Source organism: Candidatus Rokuibacteriota bacterium, assembly GCA_030647435.1.
Lineage (GTDB): Bacteria > Methylomirabilota > Methylomirabilia > Rokubacteriales > CSP1-6 > AR37.
Window position 1 is genome coordinate 13,064 of sequence record JAUSJX010000138.1, and the last position, 20,399, is coordinate 33,462.

At 64.7% G+C, this 20,399-nt stretch carries 15 protein-coding genes, 1 pseudogene and 2 riboswitches; of the genes and pseudogenes, 8 read left to right on the top strand and 8 right to left on the bottom strand.

The window, feature by feature from the left end; genetic code table 11:
* Positions 1 to 25: 25 nt before the first annotated feature.
* Positions 26 to 502: a hypothetical protein gene (locus tag Q7W02_24460; protein ID MDO8479284.1), complete on the top strand. Its 477-nt coding sequence runs from the start codon at positions 26 to 28 to the stop codon at positions 500 to 502.
* Between the two features lie 268 nt (positions 503 to 770).
* Here the strand turns inward: Q7W02_24460 and Q7W02_24465 are convergent, their stop codons facing one another.
* The gene (locus Q7W02_24465) at positions 771 to 1,169 is read right to left on the bottom strand and encodes a fibronectin type III domain-containing protein (GenBank protein ID MDO8479285.1); all 399 of its coding nucleotides are present in this window, start codon (positions 1,167 to 1,169) and stop codon (positions 771 to 773) included.
* 30 nt (positions 1,170 to 1,199) lie between these two features.
* Positions 1,200 to 1,280, bottom strand: a riboswitch (cyclic di-GMP riboswitch).
* Between the two features lie 314 nt (positions 1,281 to 1,594).
* On the opposite strand from Q7W02_24465, the gene cysD reads away from it, so the two are divergent.
* The 3 genes from cysD (at position 1,595) to Q7W02_24480 (ending at position 6,029) form a co-directional block, all read left to right on the top strand.
* Positions 1,595 to 2,494, top strand: coding sequence for a sulfate adenylyltransferase subunit CysD (gene cysD, locus Q7W02_24470; GenBank protein ID MDO8479286.1), 900 nt, complete (start codon positions 1,595 to 1,597; stop codon positions 2,492 to 2,494).
* Entirely contained in the window at positions 2,494 to 4,425 is a 1,932-nt protein-coding gene (cysN, locus tag Q7W02_24475) for a sulfate adenylyltransferase subunit CysN (protein MDO8479287.1), read from the top strand. The genes cysD and cysN overlap by 1 nt, the downstream gene beginning before the upstream one ends.
* 140 nt (positions 4,426 to 4,565) lie before the next feature.
* A complete protein-coding gene (locus Q7W02_24480; GenBank protein MDO8479288.1) occupies positions 4,566 to 6,029 on the top strand; it encodes a TIGR03790 family protein in 1,464 nt (487 codons plus the stop codon).
* On the opposite strand, the gene Q7W02_24485 is transcribed toward Q7W02_24480, so the two are convergent.
* Complete coding sequence (locus tag Q7W02_24485) at positions 6,019 to 8,052, bottom strand: alginate lyase family protein (protein MDO8479289.1); 2,034 nt, start codon at positions 8,050 to 8,052, stop codon at positions 6,019 to 6,021. The genes Q7W02_24480 and Q7W02_24485 overlap by 11 nt on opposite strands.
* A gap of 12 nt (positions 8,053 to 8,064) precedes the next feature.
* Positions 8,065 to 8,679 (bottom strand): CPBP family intramembrane metalloprotease, encoded by a 615-nt coding sequence (locus tag Q7W02_24490; GenBank protein MDO8479290.1) that lies wholly within the window; start codon positions 8,677 to 8,679, stop codon positions 8,065 to 8,067.
* A 99-nt stretch (positions 8,680 to 8,778) separates the two neighbouring features.
* On the opposite strand from Q7W02_24490, the gene Q7W02_24495 reads away from it, so the two are divergent.
* Positions 8,779 to 9,846, top strand: coding sequence for a hypothetical protein (locus Q7W02_24495; protein ID MDO8479291.1), 1,068 nt, complete (start codon positions 8,779 to 8,781; stop codon positions 9,844 to 9,846).
* A 247-nt stretch (positions 9,847 to 10,093) separates the two neighbouring features.
* On the opposite strand, the gene Q7W02_24500 is transcribed toward Q7W02_24495, so the two are convergent.
* The 5 genes from Q7W02_24500 to Q7W02_24520 form a co-directional block, all read right to left on the bottom strand.
* On the bottom strand, positions 10,094 to 10,726 hold the full coding sequence (locus Q7W02_24500) for a PEP-CTERM sorting domain-containing protein (GenBank protein MDO8479292.1): 633 nt from the start codon (positions 10,724 to 10,726) through the stop codon (positions 10,094 to 10,096).
* Positions 10,727 to 11,055: 329 nt separating this feature from the next.
* Positions 11,056 to 11,697, bottom strand: a complete 642-nt coding sequence (locus Q7W02_24505) for an EpsI family protein (GenBank protein ID MDO8479293.1) — start codon at positions 11,695 to 11,697, stop codon at positions 11,056 to 11,058.
* Positions 11,694 to 12,596 (bottom strand): exosortase, encoded by a 903-nt coding sequence (gene xrt / locus Q7W02_24510; protein ID MDO8479294.1) that lies wholly within the window; start codon positions 12,594 to 12,596, stop codon positions 11,694 to 11,696. The genes Q7W02_24505 and xrt overlap by 4 nt, the downstream gene beginning before the upstream one ends.
* Positions 12,597 to 12,615: 19 nt before the next feature.
* Positions 12,616 to 14,790: a tetratricopeptide repeat protein gene (locus Q7W02_24515; protein MDO8479295.1), complete on the bottom strand. Its 2,175-nt coding sequence runs from the start codon at positions 14,788 to 14,790 to the stop codon at positions 12,616 to 12,618.
* Positions 14,791 to 14,986: 196 nt separating this feature from the next.
* Positions 14,987 to 15,697 (bottom strand): PEP-CTERM sorting domain-containing protein, encoded by a 711-nt coding sequence (locus tag Q7W02_24520; GenBank protein ID MDO8479296.1) that lies wholly within the window; start codon positions 15,695 to 15,697, stop codon positions 14,987 to 14,989.
* Between the two features lie 1,383 nt (positions 15,698 to 17,080).
* Between Q7W02_24520 and Q7W02_24525 the strand changes: the two are divergent.
* The 3 genes and pseudogenes from Q7W02_24525 to Q7W02_24535 all read left to right on the top strand — a co-directional run.
* Positions 17,081 to 18,169 (top strand): annotated as a pseudogene (locus Q7W02_24525) (ISL3 family transposase).
* Positions 18,170 to 19,015: 846 nt separating this feature from the next.
* Positions 19,016 to 19,519, top strand: coding sequence for a hypothetical protein (locus Q7W02_24530; GenBank protein MDO8479297.1), 504 nt, complete (start codon positions 19,016 to 19,018; stop codon positions 19,517 to 19,519).
* Positions 19,520 to 19,635: 116 nt separating this feature from the next.
* Positions 19,636 to 19,728, top strand: a riboswitch (cyclic di-GMP riboswitch).
* A gap of 104 nt (positions 19,729 to 19,832) precedes the next feature.
* Positions 19,833 to 20,399 (top strand): Ig-like domain-containing protein (locus tag Q7W02_24535; protein ID MDO8479298.1); only part of this gene is annotated, 567 nt, incomplete at its 3' end.

The window sequence follows — 20,399 nt, forward strand, 5'->3', positions numbered from 1 at the left end:
CGTGAATCCTCCGGGAAGCGTCGCAGTGCTGCCGCTCGAGCTCGTCACCGTCACGTTCCGCGCTCCCAGCGTCGTCCCGCTGCTGATCGTCAGCGTTGCCGTCAGCTGCGTCGCGGACACCATCGCCACATTACTGACCGTGACGCCCACTCCGCTGACGCTCACCGTCACGCCTGCGGCGAATCCGGATCCATTGATCGTCACCGGCACCGTCGCGCCCGCCGCGCCCTGCGTCGGGGCCACGGAGCTGACCGTCATGGGCGCAACCACCGTGAAGCCCCCGGTCAGCGTGCCACCGACACCGCCCGTGTTCGCCACCGTCACGCTGCGGGTTCCCAGCGCTGTTCCGCTGGCGATCGTCAGCGTCGCCGTCAGCTGCGTCGCCGACTTCACCGTCACGTTGCTCGACGTGACGCCGGTCCCGCTGACGCTCACCGTCACGCCTGTGGCGAATCCGGATCCATTGATCGTCACTGGCACCGTCGCGCCCACCGCGCCCTGATTCGGCGTGACGGACGTGACTGTCGGTGCAGGCGGCGCTGTCGCAAACGTCGCCGTCGTGGTGACTGACCCGTTTCCGACCAGCGTACACGGAGCAGTCCCGCTGCAGCCGCCGCCTGACCAGCTGCTGAAAGTCGATCCGGAAGAGGGAGTGACCGTCAAGGTGACGACCTTCCCAGCTGGGTAGGTGTAGGAACAGGTCGCCCCGCAGGTGATTCCGGCAGGGCTGCTTGCTACGGTCCCCACTCCGGTACCGGCCTTGGCCGTCGTCAGCGTGAATCCACCGGATGGGCGCCGCAGGCGAGGTTGGAAAAGGCGGACTCCCCGTCACTATTGACTGCAGCCACTTGGTAGCAGTAGGTCGTTCCTAACGAGACCGCCGTGTCGGCGTACGATACGACTCCGACGGGGAGCTGGCCGATCTGGGTATACGGCCCGCCAGTGCCCGTCGCTCTCTGGATGATGAAACCTGCCTGGCCGCCCGAGTTGTCGACCCAACTCAGATTGAGTTGCTGCGCCGTGGCTACTGCAGGCCCCACAACGAGGCTGAGGCTGACCAGAGCGAACAGGAGGATCGGGCGCGATTGCCTGACCCAGAGCGGGCCGAGCGTGTGAAGGACATGCGGTGCTCGGAACACGATGATCCCCCCTGTATTGCGGAAGACCACCGTTTCCCCGGCGGGCCAGTTCGCCCTTCCTTCGGCAGCCCGGCCATCAGGCCCATCGCCTGATCCGTGGCTTTGCGTCCTCACCTCACGGTGAGTTTGCCCTTATCGGGAAGAGGTCTCCGCGCTGAGATCTCTCTATGCGAGAATCGCGCCCGAGCTTCAGCGGGTGAGGTTTCCCGCTCGTTAGGTGCAAAAAAAACAGGTAGTTATCGCGGAGCCGGACAAGACGCCCGCCCGGCGAAAATTCTCTGAAATCAGTCATTGGGCCGCCACATTGACATGCAGTGTCCATCCGCTGACATACAATGTCTTCGCTGGTACGCTAGAATTGTTGGGGTACCACTGTGGAACATCAGGCTAGGATCTTCAGGGGTCGGCTCAGGGACTTTTACTGCGTGATCTGACAGGGATGATGAGGTCCTGGCATGACGCTGACGCACCTTCAGCAGCTCGAGGCCGAGAGCATTCACATCATGCGGGAGGTGGTCGCCGAGGCCGACAAGCCGGTGATGCTCTACTCCATCGGCAAGGATAGCTCGGTGATGCTCCGTCTCGCCATGAAAGCGTTCCATCCCGCCAAGCCTCCGTTCCCGCTGCTCCACGTCGACACAACCTGGAAGTTCCGGGACATGTACACGTTCCGCGACCGTATGGTGAAAGAGCTCGGGATCGATCTCATCGTGCACGTCAACCCTGAGGGATTGAAGATGCACATCAATCCCTTCGTCCACGGCTCGACCGTCCACACCGACATCATGAAGACGCAGGCGTTGAAGCAGGCGCTCGACACATACGGCTTCGACGCAGCATTCGGCGGCGCCCGCCGCGACGAGGAAAAGTCCCGGGCCAAGGAGCGGATCTTCTCCTTCCGCTCGACCCAGCATCACTGGGACCCCAAGAACCAGCGCCCCGAGCTGTGGCGCGTGTACAATTGCCGCAAGCACCAGCGCGAGAGCATCCGGGTCTTTCCGCTGTCCAACTGGACCGAGCTCGACGTGTGGCAGTACATCCACCGTGAGAGCATTCCCGTCGTGCCATTGTATTTCGCGAAGGAACGTCCCGTGGTCGAGCGCAACGGGGCCCTCATCCTGGTGGACGACGATCGCATGCCGCTCGGTGAGGGCGAAGGGCCAGTCATGCGCACGGTACGATTCCGCACACTCGGCTGCTATCCGCTGACGGGCGCCATCGAGTCGACGGCCGACACGGTCACCGCGATCATCCACGAGATGCTCCTGGCCAGGACGTCCGAGCGGCAGGGGCGGGTCATCGATCACGACGCGACGGCCTCGATGGAGAAGAAGAAGCAGGAAGGATACTTCTAATGGGCCGAGCCGTCCGCCGGTCGCCACACGCCCCCGAGCTCGCTGGCACAGACATCGAGCGCTACCTGGAGGCCCAGCAATACAAGGGTCTGCTCCGCTTCATCACCTGTGGCAGCGTCGATGACGGCAAGAGCACGCTGATTGGCCGCCTGCTCTACGAAGCCAACATGCTGTTCGAAGACCAGCTGGCGGCCCTCGAGGCCGACTCGAAGAAGTTCGGTACGCAGGGCAGCGAGCTCGACTTCGCGCTTCTGCTGGATGGGCTGACCGCCGAGCGCGAGCAAGGGATCACCATCGACGTCGCCTACCGCTTCTTTTCCACTGACAAGCGCAAGTTCATCGTCGCCGACACGCCCGGTCACGAGCAATACACCCGCAACATGGTCACTGGCGCCTCCACGGCAGACGCCGCGATCCTTCTCGTCGACGCCCGCAAAGGTGTCGTGACGCAAACGCGCCGGCACAGTTACCTGGTGTCGTTGCTCGGGATCCGTCACGTCGTGCTCGCCGTCAACAAGATGGATCTCGTCGAGTACGCTCGCACGACGTTCGCGGCCATCGAGGACGAGTACCGCGCCTTCGCCAAACAGATTGGCCTCGGCGACATCTGCTGCATCCCGGTCTCGGCGCTCAAGGGCGACAACATCCTCACGCTCAGCGACAAGACGCGCTGGTACCAGGGGCCGACCGTGATGGGCTATCTCGAGACAGTCGAGGTCGATCACGCCCGGCTGGAGCGGGCGCCCTTCCGCATGCCCGTCCAATGGGTGAACCGGCCCCATGCCGATTTCCGGGGTTTCGCCGGCATCGTCACGAGCGGCACCATCCAGACGGGTGACCGCATCCGCGTGCAGCCCTCGGGGCGGGAAAGCAGCGTGGCGCGGCTCATCGCGTATGAGGGCGATCTCAGGCAGGCCGTGCCGGGACAGTCGATCACGATCACGCTGGCCGACGAGATCGACGCCAGCCGCGGCGACGTCATTTCCTCCGCGGATGCTCCCGCCGGGGTGGCCGACCAGTTCGAGGCGACGATCGTGTGGATGAGCGAGCAACCGATGCTCCCCGGCCGACCTTACTGGTTGAAGATCGGCGCGAAGACAGTCACCGGGACGATCACTCATCCGAAGTACCGAGTGAACGTCAACACCCTGGAACATCTCGCCGCGAAGCGACTGGAGTTGAACGAGATCGGCGTGTGCAACGTTTCCGTGGATCGTCCAATTGCCTTTGATCCCTACCGGGAGAACCGCGATACCGGCGGCTTCATCCTGATCGACCGCCTGTCGAACAATACGGTCGGCGCCGGCCTGCTGCACTTCGCTCTGCGGCGGTCGCAGAACATCCACTGGCAGGCGACGGACGTCCACAAGCAGGCGCGTTCGATCCAGAAGGGCCAGAAGGCCTGCGTCCTCTGGTTCACGGGGCTCTCGGGCGCCGGCAAGTCGACGATCGCCAACCTTGTCGAGAAGAAGCTCTATGCACGCGGCCTCCACACGTATCTCCTCGATGGCGACAACGTCCGCCACGGCCTCAACCGGGACCTCGGCTTCACCGACGAGGATCGGGTCGAAAACATTCGACGGGTCGCCGAGGTGGCAAAGCTCATGGTCGATGCCGGCCTCATTGTGCTCGTGTCTTTCATCTCACCGTTCCGCTCAGAGCGGAGGATGGCGCGGGCCCTGGTCGAAGACGGCGAGTTCATCGAGATCTTCATCGACGCGCCGCTTGCCGTCGCCGAGGAGCGCGACCCGAAAGGCCTCTACCGGAAGGCACGGCGCGGTGAGCTGAAGAACTTCACGGGCATCGATTCACCGTACGAGGCACCGGAGCACGCTGAGATCCGCGTCGACACGACCGAAAACACGCCGGAGAGTGCCGCCGATCAGATCATCGCGATCTTGGAGGAGAGGGGCGCTATTGGATCGGTGTGAGTCTGATCGGGCGGCACGCCCAAGGCCGTCGGGCTACGCATCCTGGTGCTCCTGGATTTCCGTGTCGTAGTCCTAACCCGACGCGGATGCTTACATCTCGGCGGTGCATGACATGGCCCCGGGCAGCGGGCAATATTCGGATGAATGCCCTGGCTTTCTCGTTGGCATTGGGTGCGACCCTGCTCGTCCCGGTCACGGCTTGGGGCCTCTCCCCTGAGCAGGTTCTGATCGTCGCGAACGAGCGCTCCGAGATCTCCAAGAAGATTGCCGAGTACTACCAGCGCGCACGGAGCATCCCACAACACCACTTGGCGCGCATCCGGACGGAGCCGCGCGAAGAGATCGACCGTGAGACGTTCCGGCTCGAGGTCGCACAGCCGATCGTCACCCATCTCCTCCAGCACCGCCTTCCGGATCAGATCCTTGTCATCGTGCTCACCAAGGGCGTACCGCTCAAGATCCGGGGGACCGGCGGCCCGAGAGGAACGCAAGCCTCGGTGGACTCGGAGCTCGCGCTCCTCTACCGCGAGTTGATCCGGGGGCCGGCGCCGCCGGAGGGCCCGGTGCGGAATCCGTACTTTCACCCGAGCGCGACGGCGGCGTTCAGTCGCGCCGATTACGATATCTATCTCGTCACGCGGCTCGACGGGTACACGTGGGAGGACATCCGGCGGCTCATCGACCGTGCGACCGCGCCCGAACGGCACGGCAAGGTCGTGCTCGATATGCAAGCCGCCATTCCCGCAAGCAGCGCGCCGCTTGGAGATGGTTGGCTTCGCGCGGCCGCATGGCGCTTGAATGACTCCGGGCTCGAGGTCGTACTGGACAGTTCAGCCCGCGTCGTGACCGGCGAGACCGACGTCATTGGCTATGCCGGTTGGGGATCGAATGACCCGGCCAATACGGCGCGGTCGCCGGGCTTCCGCTGGCTGCCCGGTGCGATCGCGTCGTGGTTCGTGAGCACGAGCGCGCGGACCTTCACGGCGCCACCCCCGGGATGGACAATCGGGTCTGGCTATGCGGGCTCCGGGCAATCGTTGGTCGGCGACCTCATCGCCGAGGGCGTCACGGGAGCAGTCGGCTACGTCTACGAACCCTACCTCGAAGCCACCGCCCGGCCGCAGATCTTCTTGCCGGCCTATCGCGCAGGCTTCACGCTGGCCGAGAGTTTCTACATGTCGCTGCCCAACCTGTCGTGGCAGGCGGTGGTGGTCGGAGACCCCCTGGTTGCCCCTTTCGGGCCGCTATCGACGCCCCGGCCATCTCCCACCCCGGGCGTTCTTCTCTTCCTACAGCGCCGCGCCGTCTTCCTCGAGGAGGTGGTCGCGCGAACGTCCGCTCCGGAGGCGGAACGGGCGCTGGCGCTCGCCTATGCCGAGCAAGCGGAGGAGATGCGACGCTTTCAGCGCCTGGACGAGGCATTGACCCTCGCCCGGCGGGCCGTGGCGATCAAGGCCGACGAGCCCCGAGCGCTCTACATCCTGGGCGTCGTCCACGCCGCGCGCCATGATTCCGACCAGGCCGTGGAGGCCTTCAGGGCCCTTCTGAGCCATGACCCCGGGTCGCCCTACGCGCGGGAGGCGGAACGATGGCTCAGGCGGTGAGCGGCGAGATCTCGATGTCGACCCGGCTCACGAATGAACTGTTCCCGTGGCAATGCCCCCGGGCTATGAGTGTGGTGCTCCGGACCTTGCGGTGATAGCCACGGCTGACCCAGCCCCCGATGGGCTCTTCACTCCCCCTCAAGACCTCCACGGCCAGGTGCGCGTCCACCTCCAGCACCACCGTTCCGCCCGCGACGGCGATTCGGTACCGGTTCGGCTGCTCTGTGGACATGTCGGCCTTCTCGGCGAGATGGAAGTACACCGCGATCTCGTGGGTTCCCTTCGCCACGATGTCGTCATATATGGTGAGGATCTGCGACCCGGCGTCCAATTCAAGCGTGCGGCGGTGCAGGACCGGGTCCGCCGTGCGTGTGTACCCGTCGTGCTCCCCGGTCACCTTGCCTCCCTGTATCCCTGGTTCCCAGGCAAGGCATCGGGCCTGCGCTCGTGGGCCCCACAGGAACGGGCCGAGCATCACCGACTGATCGAGGCCGTCCACCACGAGCGTGTTGTGCGCACTCGTGCTCCGGAAGTACGCTCGCCAAGCGGGGTAACTGAAGTAGTCGTATGTGCCCGGGTCCACGAAGACATCGGAGCCGAAGGCCCGCAGCGTGAAACTCAGGGCATCTGCGTGACCGTGGGCGGCGATCGATTTGAATCCCAGCTCGCCGCAGTCGAAGACCACGCTGACGCGATCGTTTCGTCCTTTGTGCCCACACTGCAGCAGGTAGTAGCCGGACTCGGGTAACGCGCGGGAGACGAGAAGCCCCGCGGGCGGTGTCGACGCCACTGCTTCGAACTCTGCTCGGCTCGAATGGCCCAGCAGCCAGCGCGCAGCTTCGGCATACCCGCCCGCCCACGTCTTGAAATCGGCCCGCGGGAACAGCCCGGCGCCGATGCAGAACAGAGCGCCAATCTCACGGCTGTCGCCCAGATCCAGCACGTAGCCGTCGTCGCTGTCGCCGATCATCGGCAGTGCGGTCCCGCCTTCGCTCAAGATTCCCAGGAACTCCAGCATCCGCTCGAGGCGCGACCAGTACGCCTCGGGGAAGTCCTCCCCTGTCTTGCGGGCGACGATTGCGGCCAGCAGGAGGAACTGGAGCACGAACACGTGATACCCCACCGCCTGCTCGCGGGTCCCGCCATCTGGGTACGTCTGGGTGATGATCTCCGCCTCGAGAATCTGTCGGCTCTCGCGCTGCCAGCGCCTGCCGCGGTCCAGCTCGCGGAAGTAACTGGAGGCGATGAACACCCCGGCGGCCTCGCCGATCCTGTGGTTGTTGGCGGACGAGCCGCGCGAGTACTTCCGCGTGATCTCCCACAGGTGCAGATAGGCCGCATGTCGCAGGCGGCTCTGGAACTTGCCCGTCACCAGCCCCGACTCGCGGATGAGGTCGATGGCCCAGACCCAGTTGATGAGTCGGATCGCCAGCTCCAGCGGGCTGCGCCAGTTCATCCCTCGCCCGAACGGGCACTGCGCGAGCCACGACTCGAGCTGCTCGACCACCGCCGAGGCATAGCGGCCATCGCCGGTCGCGCGGTAGGCGCGCCCGAGCACCACCAGATGATGGTGGCGGTTCGGCTCCCAGACCACCTTGGCGTCTCCAGTGACGCGGTAGTCCCGGTAATCGACCAGCGGCGCGAACCGGAGCGGCGCCTTCCGTCCGCTCCCGTGATCGCGGTTCCAGTCGATGGGATCGCCGAGGTCGCGGTCGACCAGATCGAAAAAGCTGAGCCGGTGGCGGGCAACTTGCTCGGCGTGGGCGACCAGGCGGTCGCGCCACTGGCGCTCGTCACTACGCTCCGGCACCGCCCACTCGCCGACACGGAGATCGCACACCCGGAACCCGGGATCGGCGCACGCACCCGCGTCCGCAGGGTCAGAGGCTCGGGGCCTCGGCTCCAGCCTCAGGGCCAGGCGCCCCCACAGCTCGCCGTCGCGCAACCGGCCGGCCGCTCGCCACGCGAGCTCGCCGGCCGACATCGTCTGGAGCCGACGGAGATACCAGGTGAGTGATGGCATGGATAGGGGCCGTTACCACCAGCCTCCCACGAATCCCTGGACGTACTTGATCGCAAAGACGCCCAGATTCTTCGCGGCGTGGGCGACGAAGCAGGGCAGCAACGACCGCTGCGGATTCAGTCCGAAGAAGCGCACCGTGTATAGCCACAGTGAAGTCGCCAAGATCGCCGTCGTGCTGAACCAGGCCTTGGCGCCGGCATGGAGAGTGAGGCTGCTCCCGTTCCAGTCCCACAGGAAAGGGTGCAGCAGGGCGAAGAGCACCGACGCGCCCACGACGCCTCCCCAGAGCGCCGCGCGCCCGCGATGTTCGATGACCAGATACCCGCGGATGATGACCTCCTCGATCACCGGCGCGCCGAGGATAGAATACAGACCGAACAATGCGGTCACCTGCGACTGCTCCGCGCTGAGACCGAGCATATGCTCACCGCCGGTTTCCGCAGCAAGAATGACAAGCGCGCCGAGCGAGGCAATCGCGACTGCGCGCGCCGAGGCAGGCGTGGCCCCGGGAAGGGCTCTCTCATTCGGCTTGCCGGCGAGCGCGGCGCGATAATCAAGCGTCCACGCGCGGGCAACCCAGACCGCCGCGCCGATCAGCAGGAGGAGAAACAACGGGTCTGTGGTCATTACCGATATGGAAGCGACTGGGGTAGCATGGGGCATCATACTGCGCCGAACGCATGAAGTCCCGAGGGTCTTGGCGTGCCCTGAGCCGAGGTGGGTCTGATGCCGGTGCTCGGGCACGCCTTCGTCGGTCTCGCGATCGGGGTGTCCACGAAGCCCTCCGCGCGGGGGCACCCGGAGCCGCCGGTCATTGGGGCCGCATTGGCGCTCTGGCTTCCGGCCGTGGTCACCCTGGCCTATCTTCCCGACATCGTCGCTCAGCTCGGCGTCATTGCGGGATGGAGTGACGCCCGCCTGCTCGGTCACTCCGTCATGTTTGCGGTAGCGGTGTCCCCGGCGATCGCGGCGGTGCTGATGCGGCTGGCCAGGGTGTCCTTCGCTCGCGCGTTCGTCACCGCCCTGGTCTCCCTGCTGGTCCACGACGTCCTCGACCTGGGGCAGGCCACCGACCGCGCTCCCTGGTGGCCGCTGTCCGATCGGCCCATCGGCGTCGACCTAGGGCTCATCCCGACCGGCCTCGTGCGTGAGGCCGCCGTGTTCGGCGGGCTACTTGTGGCGTTTCTCGCCCTGCGCCACCTGGCCCATCGGTGGGCAGGCCAGAGCGCGGTGGATCCACCGATTCCCGGCAACGGCCATGCGTGGCCTGTTTGGCTGGGCCGCGCATTCATCGTCGCCGTCGTCCTGGCGGCCGCGGTGACGCATTCGCTGCGGGACGCGCGCGAGGCCCAGCTCGAGACGGCCCGCGACCTCGTCGAGCAGCGAGCATATCAGGCTGGGCTCGAAGCGCTCGCGCGAGCGGAGCCCTGGCCCTCGACCACCAAGCCCGGCCGGATCGACTATTTGCGCGGGGAGGCGTACGCCGGCATGGGCGATCGTCAGCGCGCAGGAGTCTACTACCTGCGCGCCTATCGGGCGGATCGTATGTACTTCTGGGCCGTCGCCGACCTCGCGCTCTTCTATGCCTCGTCCGATGAGCCTGCAGAGGAGCGGCGCCGGTTAGCCGCGCCGTATCTGAGCCGTCTGCGGTCCGAGTTCGCCGGACACCCTGCCCTTCCAGAGATCCTCGCCCGCGTGCAGCGGAAGCTCACGGCTCGTCGGCCTGGCGGGGCACCGGATTCTCCGCCCACCCTCGACGAGCCGGCCCCGGTTCCTGATGGCAGGGACGGCTGAGCCAGGAGGGCTCCAGAGGGCACACCGTCACCGTTAGAACTCTGGGACGCTCGCGGGCCCAGTCCCCGAACCCCCGACCGGAGGAGCAACAGCGGGAGGGCGTCAATACCCAGGCGCTGGTCATGGGCCCCGAGTTCAGGAACGTTCTCTTGCTTGGTCATGTCGGCGAGCCGCCCAGAAAACCAGAGGGCCGGACGATTCCTCGTCCGGCCCCTTGAGGGTCCTCCGGCTGTTCTAGCTGTACGTCCTAGATCGCCGTCGCGCGCTGGCCGCCGAACAAGCGCTTCCGAGCGGCGTAGCCCAACAGGAGCAGGCCAGTGCCGCCCAAGAACATCGTGATGGGCTCGGGCACGGGCGTTAAGGTAATAGGCTCCGACGTGATACCACCGTTTTGGCCTGACGGGCAGCCAAGGCCGGTCGTGCCAATGCCCGTCCCGACATCGCAGTATTCGGCCTTGATCGAGGCCGCCAGATCGCCCGTAAACAGCGTCCCCGTTGCAATGGTCTCATTCAGAATGAGTGTCACCAAGCCGCCCGGCATGGAGATTGGCGTGAACGCGTCGCAGACAAAACCGTCCGACCCAGGATTGCACCCGAAGGCGTTGACGCCGCCGGCCAGCAGCGTGCCCCCCGCTGGGCCGCTCACGAGCGAGAAGCTGATAATGTTGGGCGGCGCCGCGATCTTTATCGCCAGTGACGTTAGAAAGTCCCCCGGCAGCGTGGACCCCGAGGTCTCCGCGGTGACCGTAACCTGATAAGTCTCATTCCCGACCCCCGTGCCGACTAACGCATAGGTCGCGTCGTACACGACGCCGAGATCAGTGATCGGGGCCGCCTGCGCCACCAAGGGCGCAGCGACGAATCCGACGAGGATCGCCACCACCCCACCTAGGCTTCTGAGCATCTCCGGCATCCTCCCGTTGAGTTGAGTCGAGCCGTCCCGCCGCCTCTAGCTCGGTCTCGCAGACATTCCTTCTGAGGCTTTGGGAAGCAGGAAGAATGCCGAAAATGTCGGCGAGGTAACCGCTGGTTTCTTGAAGGTTTTCGTGGACATAGCTGCTGAGATATAAGCAAAATATTGCATAAAATATTCAGTTCCCTGTCTCCGGCCCGCGAACGGTACGTCACCCCCTCGAGATTATGGGCCGCCCCAGGACGAGGGCGCTAGACCTTGCGTGATCTTCGAGACACCGGGCACACCTGACAAACTCAGTCGGGCAGGTAGTCGCCCAGGACCGGATACATCGCCTGAACGTACGCGACGAGGCGCTCGGAGGTCTCCCGGGCGCTTCCGTAGACTGGGCTCATGACCCTCACGATCGCTCCGTCGGTGCGGTTGCGGACGAGGGCGCTCTTGACCATCGCGATCCGCGCGGGCACCTCCCCCGCGATCACCTGCCCCTGGGACTGATACCAGTACAGGACGACCTGTTGGTCCCGATCCTTCTGGATCAGGTACCGGTTCACGATGATGGGCGGATGGGGAGGAGGGAGAGGGATCGTGACGAACGAGGACTCGACTGGCTCCCACCCGGCCCCGGGGAGGCAGTTCTTCGGCGAGTGAATCACCGCGCCCTTCCGCTGCGTGTCCCAGTAGCCGATGTAGAGGTTCAAACTTCGACCGCGTTCATCGCCGTAGTCGCGCATCACGTAGTCCGTGAGCTTCAGCTTGTCCAGGATACCCACACTGAAGATCGTCCCCCTGCGCGCCTGCCACTCCCCCAGCGTCGCCGGAAAGGAGTCGAGCGGCTTCCGGATCGGCACGGCCTCCCCTGTGGACCGCAGCTGCAGGACCAGCAGCGCGCCGAGGAGGATCGCCAGCGACACCGACACTCGAGCCGCCTGCCTCATGCGGTGTCCCAGACCCGGCGCGGGCTCACTGCTCGGAGAACGCCGTGGACCGCGAGCAGACAGAGGATGGCGACGATAAAGACCAGCCAGCCGGAGAAGAAGTGGAAGAATCCCTCGGCATACTCGACACCGAACGACCGGCCGACGAGACCGGTCATCACGATGCGGCCGGCGTTGGTCACGATCGTGATGGGCAGGACCGAGATCACGAGCACGACCTGCATCCAGAACCTCGGCAGCATGAGGTGCGCCCAGGCAACGCCGAGAGCCACCAGGGTGATCAGCGATCGGATGCCGCTGCAGGCCTCCGTGACACCGAGCGTGAGGTTGCTCAGGTGGATAACGTTCCCGTCGAGGAGGACCGGCACGCCGAGGAGATCCAAGGCCCAGGCTCCGTTCTCGGCGGCCAGGTTCTGGAGCCGCGCCGTCATGGCGTAGAAGAAGATCGCCGGCATGGGCACCAGGAACAGGAAGAAGCCCAGCGGGAACGCGAGCGCCCGGAGCATCGCCCAGCCGAAGTGAAACAGGACCAGCCCGGCAAGAATAACGATGAGCGAGCTTCGCATCAGGAAGGTCTCGGCGCCGATGTCGCCCACGATGAGCGCGGCCACGCCTGCCAGGATGAGCGGCACCCCGCGCCAACTGCCCCGGATCGGGAGTGTTGCCAGGTGCCGCCGGCGCTGCCACATGACGAAGCCGCTGATGATCGGAACGATGTACACGTGGCTGTAGGTGGGATCGTCCCAGAGATCTGCCAGCCAGACGGGAAGAACGCGCGCGTAGAGCCCGATCAGGATTGCGACGACCGCCCCCGCGAGCACGCCGGCCCGGAGCCGACCATGAGCTCGTTCGCGCTGCTCCTGCTCGAGCGCTGGAAGGTTTTTCGTCAGCGTCGGCATTTTAGCAACCGTGACGTCACTATTTGAGCTCCGCCAAGGCCTTTTTCGCCTCGTCCTTCCCGGCGAAGCTCGCCGGCGAGTTCACGGCCGCGGTCAAGGCCGTGCGGGCGCCATCCTTGTCTCCGACCTTCAGGGACGCTAACCCGAGATGGTACTGGACAACCGGCTGGTCCGGAAGCTTGCTCGCGCTCTCTTTCAACAAGGCAACCGCTCGCTGGTATACGCCGCGCTTGTAGAGGATCCATCCCAGGGTGTCCGAGACATTCGGGTCTTCGGGAGCCATTTCCTTGGCCGTTTGAGCCAGTTGGAGCGCCTTTTCCTTGTCGCCGCCGTGTTCGGAGTAAAGCCAGGCCAGGTTGTTCGCCGCGAGCGCGGAGCGGGGATTGAGCGTGAGGACCTTTTCATATACTTGCTGGGCCTTCGCGACCTCTCCCTTGCGCTCGTAGAGAATGCCCATGAGCATCTGCGGGGGGAGCGCGCTGGGGTTCGTCTTGAGCGCTTCGTTCATCTTGGCTAGCGCCTCATCGTAACGGCCAGAGGCCTGGTAGAGGTCGCCAAGCCGCACATAGGCGTCGATCCGCGTCGGCTCGAGCTCGATAGCCTTCAGAAACGCGCCTTCGGCGAGCCTAGGCTCGCGCCGAGCGAGGTGCACAATGCCGAGCAGGTGCTGGAGCCCTCCGGACGTGGGCACCAGGGCGATCTGCTTCGTGACGCGGCTGAGGGCGGTGTCGGGCTGCTTTGCGGCGAGGGCCATGCTGGCAAGCTGGGCAGCCGGCTCGACATAGCCGGGAGCCAAGGCGAGGGCGGCTTCGAATTCTTTCTTCGCCTCCGCGCTCTTTCCCTGCGCCCTGAGTCCGACACCCACCAGATAGAACCCCCGGGGGTCCTTTGGGCCGAGGACCTGGAGCTTGCGGAACGCCTCGGTCGCCCGGGCCGGCTCACGCTTGGCTAGATAGGCCAGGCCGAGGAGGCGGTGGGCCGGGAACACTCTCGGCTGCCGGGCCAGGAAGCTCTCCAGGTCCTCGATGGCGGGTTGAAACGCGCCCGCTTGGATGTTCAGCTCGGCCAGCAGAAGCACGGCCTCGGTGAAGTTGGGGGCGGCCGATATCGCGTCCTTCAGTTCGGCCTTGGCCTGCTGAAGATTCCCGGCCTGGACCTGGGCCAGCCCGAGCTGGTAGCGCGCCATGGCGTTCCTCGGGTCGAGCTTCAGCACCTGTTGGAATTCCTGGATCGCCTCGGTGTTCTCGCGCTTGGTCAGGCGCACGCGCCCTAGCAGGAGATGACCCTCTAGGTCTGATGGGTTCTTCTTGAGCAGAGCCTGCAAGGCCCTGAGGCTCTCGTCGTACTTGCGCTCCTGGAACAAGATCTCGGCCAGCCGCCGCCACGCGGGGAGATACGCCGGGGCCTTCTGGGTGATCTCCGACAGGATGCGCTTGGTATCATCAGGCTTTTGCGCGAGGAGGTAGAAGTCGGCGAGCCGCATCCGCGCCACCGAGCCGACCGGCGCGATGTCAGCCGCCGCCTTGAACTCTCGCTCAGCCTGAGTGGCATCCCGCTTGCCGAGGTAGAGTTCGCCCAGCGCCAGATGGGCCTCGGCGAACTTGGGATCGCGGGCCACGGCCTCCTGGAAGGCACGCTCCGCGCTCACCGCGTCCTGCTTCCGAAGGTAGAGGACGCCGAGCGCCAGATGCAGCTTCGCCCGATCCCCCAGATCGGCTTGGGCCGTCTCGAGCCGTCGGATCGCGGCGTCTACCTCCTCGGGCGTGGCGGCCATGCTGGCCAGCAGCACGAGCCCGTCGAGGTTCTTGGGCTCTTTCTCGAGGACAAAGGTGACCTCCCGCCTGGCCTCGTCCGTCTCGCCCGCGCGGAAATAGATCGTCCCGAGCTTGAGCCGGACGTCGGGGGCATCGGGGGCCAGCTCCTCGGCTTTCAGGAGATAACGAAACGCCTGCGCCAGCTCCCCAAGCTGGTAGTGCGAGACGCCAAGTTGCCTAATGGCGCGCTCATTGGCGGGGTCGAACCGGAGCACGTTCCGGTACTCGAGGATCGCCTCCCGGTACTGCTCTCGCGCGGCGTACTTGTCGCCGCGCTCCAGATGGCGAGTCTTCTGAGCCTCCGGGGACCGAGAGCAGCCGGCCACGACCAGCAGTCCGACGACCAGGAGAATGGTCCACCTGCGGGTCCTGCGAGACATCGGCTGGCTCTCCCGTCTCAGTCGGGCAGGTATTCGGCCAGAACCCGGTACATGGCCTGAATATACCTGAACAGGCGGTCGGAAATCTCCTTCATGGACTCGCGACTCCTGAACAAAGCAGGAGGGCCGGACGTGACTCCCGTCCGGCCCTCCCCCCTAGGACACAACTACTAGGGCACCTGGCTCGCTTATTGGCTTAGCTCAATTGGCCGAACAGACGCCTCCGGGCTGCATAACCGAGCCCGAGTAGGCCCAGCCCAGCCAAGAACATTGTGGCGGGCTCGGGCGTCACGACGCTCTGCAGGTCGCCGGTCGTTAAGGCGTCCGCCCCCAGGGTCAAGATGAGTCGGTCGGTGATCGCATAGGGGGTAACCGAAGTAAAGGCCGCAGATGCAGTGTTGTTGAACGAGGCGGTGGTGAACGGGCCCTGGACGCCAGGTGTGACAGTGCCCAATCCAAAGAGAAGGTTGCTCAGATCGACCCATTGCTGTGCAGTAACGGAATTGCCAGCAGCGACGGGAGTCAAGGTGCCGCCGACAGCGCTGGTCAGGATCGAAGGCACACCGCTTGCCGGGAACGTGAAGCCATCGGCGCTAGCGGTGACCGTGATCGTGCCGCCTACGTCACCCAAAGAGCTCAGGATCCAGGCCAAATCCACCAAGGAAGACAAGGGACCACCGGGACTGTTGCTTATCCCAATATCAATACTGACCGAAAAGCCGGGGATAACCGGAAGTCCTCCCAAACCGGCTGTGAGTGACATTACGCCAACGGCGGGATTCGTATCCCCTGCTGCGTTGTCAACAACCGTTATCCCGCCCCCACCGTAGGGCGCCGGACCCACGATGTTAATGGCGAAGGTAGCCAGAGCCGGTAAAGGAGTAACCAGCAGGGCGAGTGCAGTCACGACCGCTACGAGAGAGCCCCTTCTGCCTGATCGCGCCATTCTCAATCCTCCGGTTGTAGGTTTGATCTTAAGAGGTTGCCGCATACGCTACCCATGCCTCAATGCGGCCATCCCGATGGCAGAGCACGCAAGTCTCGAGCCAGCGATCAGTGCTAACAAAAACACCGTGTTACAACAAGGCCCACAAGAGTCCTCATCACATCAGGTCATCATGTATGCAAGCGCTTTCATAGCAAGTGAAAGTTGACGACCGAGACGCTGAGCGAGGAGACGACCACGTGGGTCGAGTGGGTCGAGCCCGCGTAGGTCGGGGCCGCCCTGTTGGTCGCGGCCTCGACCAGATTGTAGAAGCCGTCGGGGGCGTTCCCGGGCGAGGTGACCGTGCAGACCCGCCGAGGCCAAGGCGCCGGGGCTCAGGGTCAGGGCTGGGGGCCCCGAGCAGGGCCGGCCAGCCCGCTGGCACGCCAACCCCGAGCGCGAAGCTCGAGGCCGGAGCAGCCACTGCTGTCGGGATTGGTGACGCTCACCGTGTAGCTCACCCTGGTTCCCGGCGGCACCCACGGGCTCTGAGAGGGCGAGACCGTCACGGTGGGGTTGCCCCGGACGCAGGGCTGCGGGGCCACGCTCACCTGGACGGGGGCGCTTGCTCTCCGGCCTCGTGCTGCTGGGCGTGGAACTGGTGGGGATGGCCGGCCTCAGCTGGAGGAAGCGTCGGGGCGCGGTCTCTGGTGGGCTGGACGAGGGCGAAGCCCAGTCTTTCTTGCTCCCCGGGGTTCGAGCGCGGCCGGAGGGCGCCTGAAGGCGCGCCTCACCGCCGCCGGGCCTCCGCAGCCCCCTGAGGTGCAGGCCTGGGTGCCAGTGCGTGCTTGACTGCCCGGCGATCCCCGAAGCAAGATCGCAACCACCAGTGGGGACGTTGAAGTTCCAGGTTTCTGATGCAGCTTCAGCGCCTCCGGCCCCGAGTAGGCCAATGAACGCTATCGCTGCGACAATTGCGAGTATGTTCATCCGCTCCTCCGTCATGTAAAACTCTCCGACATTGAGAACCCAGCCCATTCGCGCGCCAGCCATTCGCTGGCCCTCGAGCGTAGCAATTCCTAGGCCGAGATTCACTACACTAATAAACCCGGGTCTTCTGGAAGTCGTGTGGGTGAATTGAAGGGGTACATCGGGCGGGAAGCCGCATGGATATTGGCTTTCAGGCATGTCGCAGGGGGCTCGGATTTGGCATCATGTGCGGATGGCCAATTCATCGAAACGAAAGCGGCGGCTGTGGGATGCATACGCGTGGCCTGGTTTCTGGCCGCACTCTACGGTGCGCGGAATCTTCGTTGATCCGAAGGCGCGCGTCATCACCCTCAAACGGCGCTCAAAAAAACGACGTGCGGCAGTTGCGGTCGAGGACACAGCGGATGGTACGACCGACGCACGCGGCTGGTTCGCGATCTCTCGTGTGGCGACAGGCGCATCTTTCTGGAGATCGAGGTCCGTCGTGTGCCGTGCAAGCGTTGCGGGCACGTGAAGCGCGAGCGGCTCGACTTCCTGGCGGACAATCCCTTCTATACCAAGCGCTTTGCCTATTACGTGGGCCGGCGCTGCCGCTCGGCAACGATCAAGAGCATTGCACAGGAGTTGCACCTCGACTGGGAGACGATCAAGACGCTGGAGATGCAGTACATGCGGGCGCAACTCGCCCGTGTGGGTGCGCCAGGACCCACAGCCACCGGCATCGACGAGATCTCGATCCGCAAGGGCCATACCTACCGCATCGTGGTGAGCGACCTGATTCGACGGCGCCCGATCTGGTTCGGGGGAGCGGACCGCAAAGAGGCGAGCATGGCGCTGTTCTACGACTGGCTCGGTGAGAAGAAGACCCGGGGCATTCGCTTGGCGGTGATGGACATGTGGAAGCCGTTTCACACCGTGACGGTGGCGCGTGCACCGCAGGCGGCGATCCTGTACGACAAGTTCCACATCATGCGCCACCTCGGAGAAGCGCTCGACACGGTCCGCAAGACCGAGTACGCGCGGCTCTCGGGGCGCGGTCGGCGCTTCATCAAGGGCCAGAAGTACACACTGCTCTCGCGTCGGGAAAACCTCACCCTGGAGGGCAGGAAGTCGCTCAAGACGTTGCTGGCGGCCAACAAGCGCTTGAATACGGCATACTTGCTCAAGGAATCCTTCGGGCAGCTCTGGGACTACGAGCGCGAGGGTTGGGCACGCAGATTCTTCGAGAACTGGCGGGCGAGCCTGAAGTGGCAGCGACTCGCGCCGTACGAGAAGTTCGCCGAGATGATCGATCGACATTGGGATGGGATCGCCGCCTATTGCGAGCCCGAGAACAAGGTCTCGCTCGGATTCGTCGAGGGCTTGAACAACAAGATCCGGGTCATCCAGCGCCGCGCGTACGGACTGCGCGACGAGGAGTATCTGCGGTTGAAGGTGCTCACGTGTATGCTGCCAGCGCTCTAAAATGCCTCAAAATCGCCCACTCGATTTCCAGAAGAGCCATAAACCCAACGGTTTACCGCTCGGATAGCAGGAGTCCTCACTACATGCGGTTCACCATCTCTGCAAAGCCCTTCCTAGGAAGTGAAAGTTGACGACACTCGCCCCGGCACGGGTCAGCCTGGTTAGGCCAACGGCTCGTACACGGGCCCTAAGGTGCCGTCGGCGGTCGTCGCGTAGCCGAAGGCGATTTATCGTTGTCACGGGCGCGCGACTCCGGCGCAAAGCAGGAGGGCCGGACGAGACATCCCGTCCGGCCCTCTCCTACGACGCAACTAAGGAAGACTGCGGGAGTCCTGACGACATTCGATTCACCATCTGTGCAAGCCCATTCATAGTAAGTGGAGGTTGGCGACACTAGTCTTGGCCGAGGCCTGTCTGAGACGTGAAGGACGCGTAGACGGCGCTGCTGCTTCCGTCGGTGGTGACGAGATCGACACGCTGAGCGAGAAGACGGGCAAGAGTCTCCCGAATGCGTTTCCAGACGGCTGGCTGACTTATCTGAGCCCTCACGTCCACCGATGGGTTGGCCGTGACAGGGCATGGGTGGATCGCCGGGCATCAAGGGGAGGGTAACTGGCACGCCTACAAACCTTCGGCTACCATACCCCCGCCATGGAGCCCGCCGAGCCCGCCTACCCCCGAGTCTCAGCGCGGCCTCGCACAGTTCGTCTCCGCGCAGGCGCAATAGCGCTACTCCTTCTCCTTCTCCTTTTCGGAATGGCAGCACTCTGGACATGGCGGGGACCGGCACTCACCAAGCTGGGCGGGCTGCTCGTCGAAGAGACACCACCGGCCCCGGCAGATCTCGTGGCGGTCTTCGATAACGAAGTCCCTGCTGCTGCCGCGGCAGCAGACCTCTTGGCGAAGGGCTACGCGCCGCGCATCCTGCTCTTCAAAGCACCCCCGGCCGCCGATGAGAAACTGCTCGACCGGCTCGGCATTCCCGTTCCGACCCGCCATGAGCTCGCGATCCTTGTGATGCATCGGTTGGGTGTCGCCTCCGAGGCCATCGTCGTGGAGCCCGTCACCGAAGTTGACACGAATGTCGCGGTTCAGGCCACCGCCCGCTATGCCCGTACCCATGACGCCACCCGAGTGATCGTCATCACCTATCGATCACACACGCGACGCACGGCTCTCCTTCTTCGCCGCGCCCTCGGTCGATCTGCCGTGGTCATCGTGCGTGCATCCCCGGACGATCCGTTCCACCCGGAGGGCTGGTGGCGGGACCGTCGCAATAGCCGTGAGTTCATCATGGAGAGCGTTCGCTGGATAAACTCTCTTCTGCTTGGTGACCTCTGGCGGGAGTAAGCGTCACCAGAGATGAGATCGACGCCCTGGACACGTCCATCATTCTCTATCGCTTGAGCCTCAGCTCTCGATGGCAGCCACCTTGCGCGAATCTCGTGTAAGCGTGTAGGATGGGAACCTGACAACGGCAACCCCCCCCCTAAAGGGTGGGACGCAAAACCACTGGCCTAAGTCCCGGCGTCCCGGGATACGGTAGCAGGGTTGCCGGGCGAACACAGAGCCTCCTCGGGGCTGTGACCTCGCTCACGGCTTAGAGGGGGGGCTAGCAGTGAGCTCGTTCAAGAGACCGTCCCATCGCGTTGCCGTCGCTACAATGCTGCTCCTGACGATGCTCGCCTGGCACGATGAGGCCATCGCCGCCCCGCTCACCGTAACGTGGGTCAATAATGCCCCCGATGCAGCCGGGTTCTCGGTGGAGAGAAGCACGGGCGGCGCGGCGGCGTTCGCAGAAATCGCCAGGACGGGAGCCGCGGTCACCACGTACGTGGATTCCTCCGTGACCGATACGACCACCTATTGCTATCGTGTCCGGGCATTCAATCAAAACGGATACTCCGATTACTCCAACACGGCGTGTTCCGGCTCGCCGAGCAATATCACACCCCCGACGGTAAGCATCACGGCACCCACCGGGGGCACCGTCTCGGGCAATGTCACCATCAGGGCGTCGGCGACCGATAACGTCGGCGTGACCCTGATCAAATACTCCGTGGACGGGGCCTTGATCGGCATCTTCGCGCCGCCCGTGTACTCACTGGTCTGGAACACGGCGCTGGTACCCAACGGCACGCACACGCTCACCGTGAAAGCCACCGATGCGGCAGGCAACACGGGCACAAGCGCTGCGGTGACCGTTACCGTCGCCAATCCGAGCCCCGTG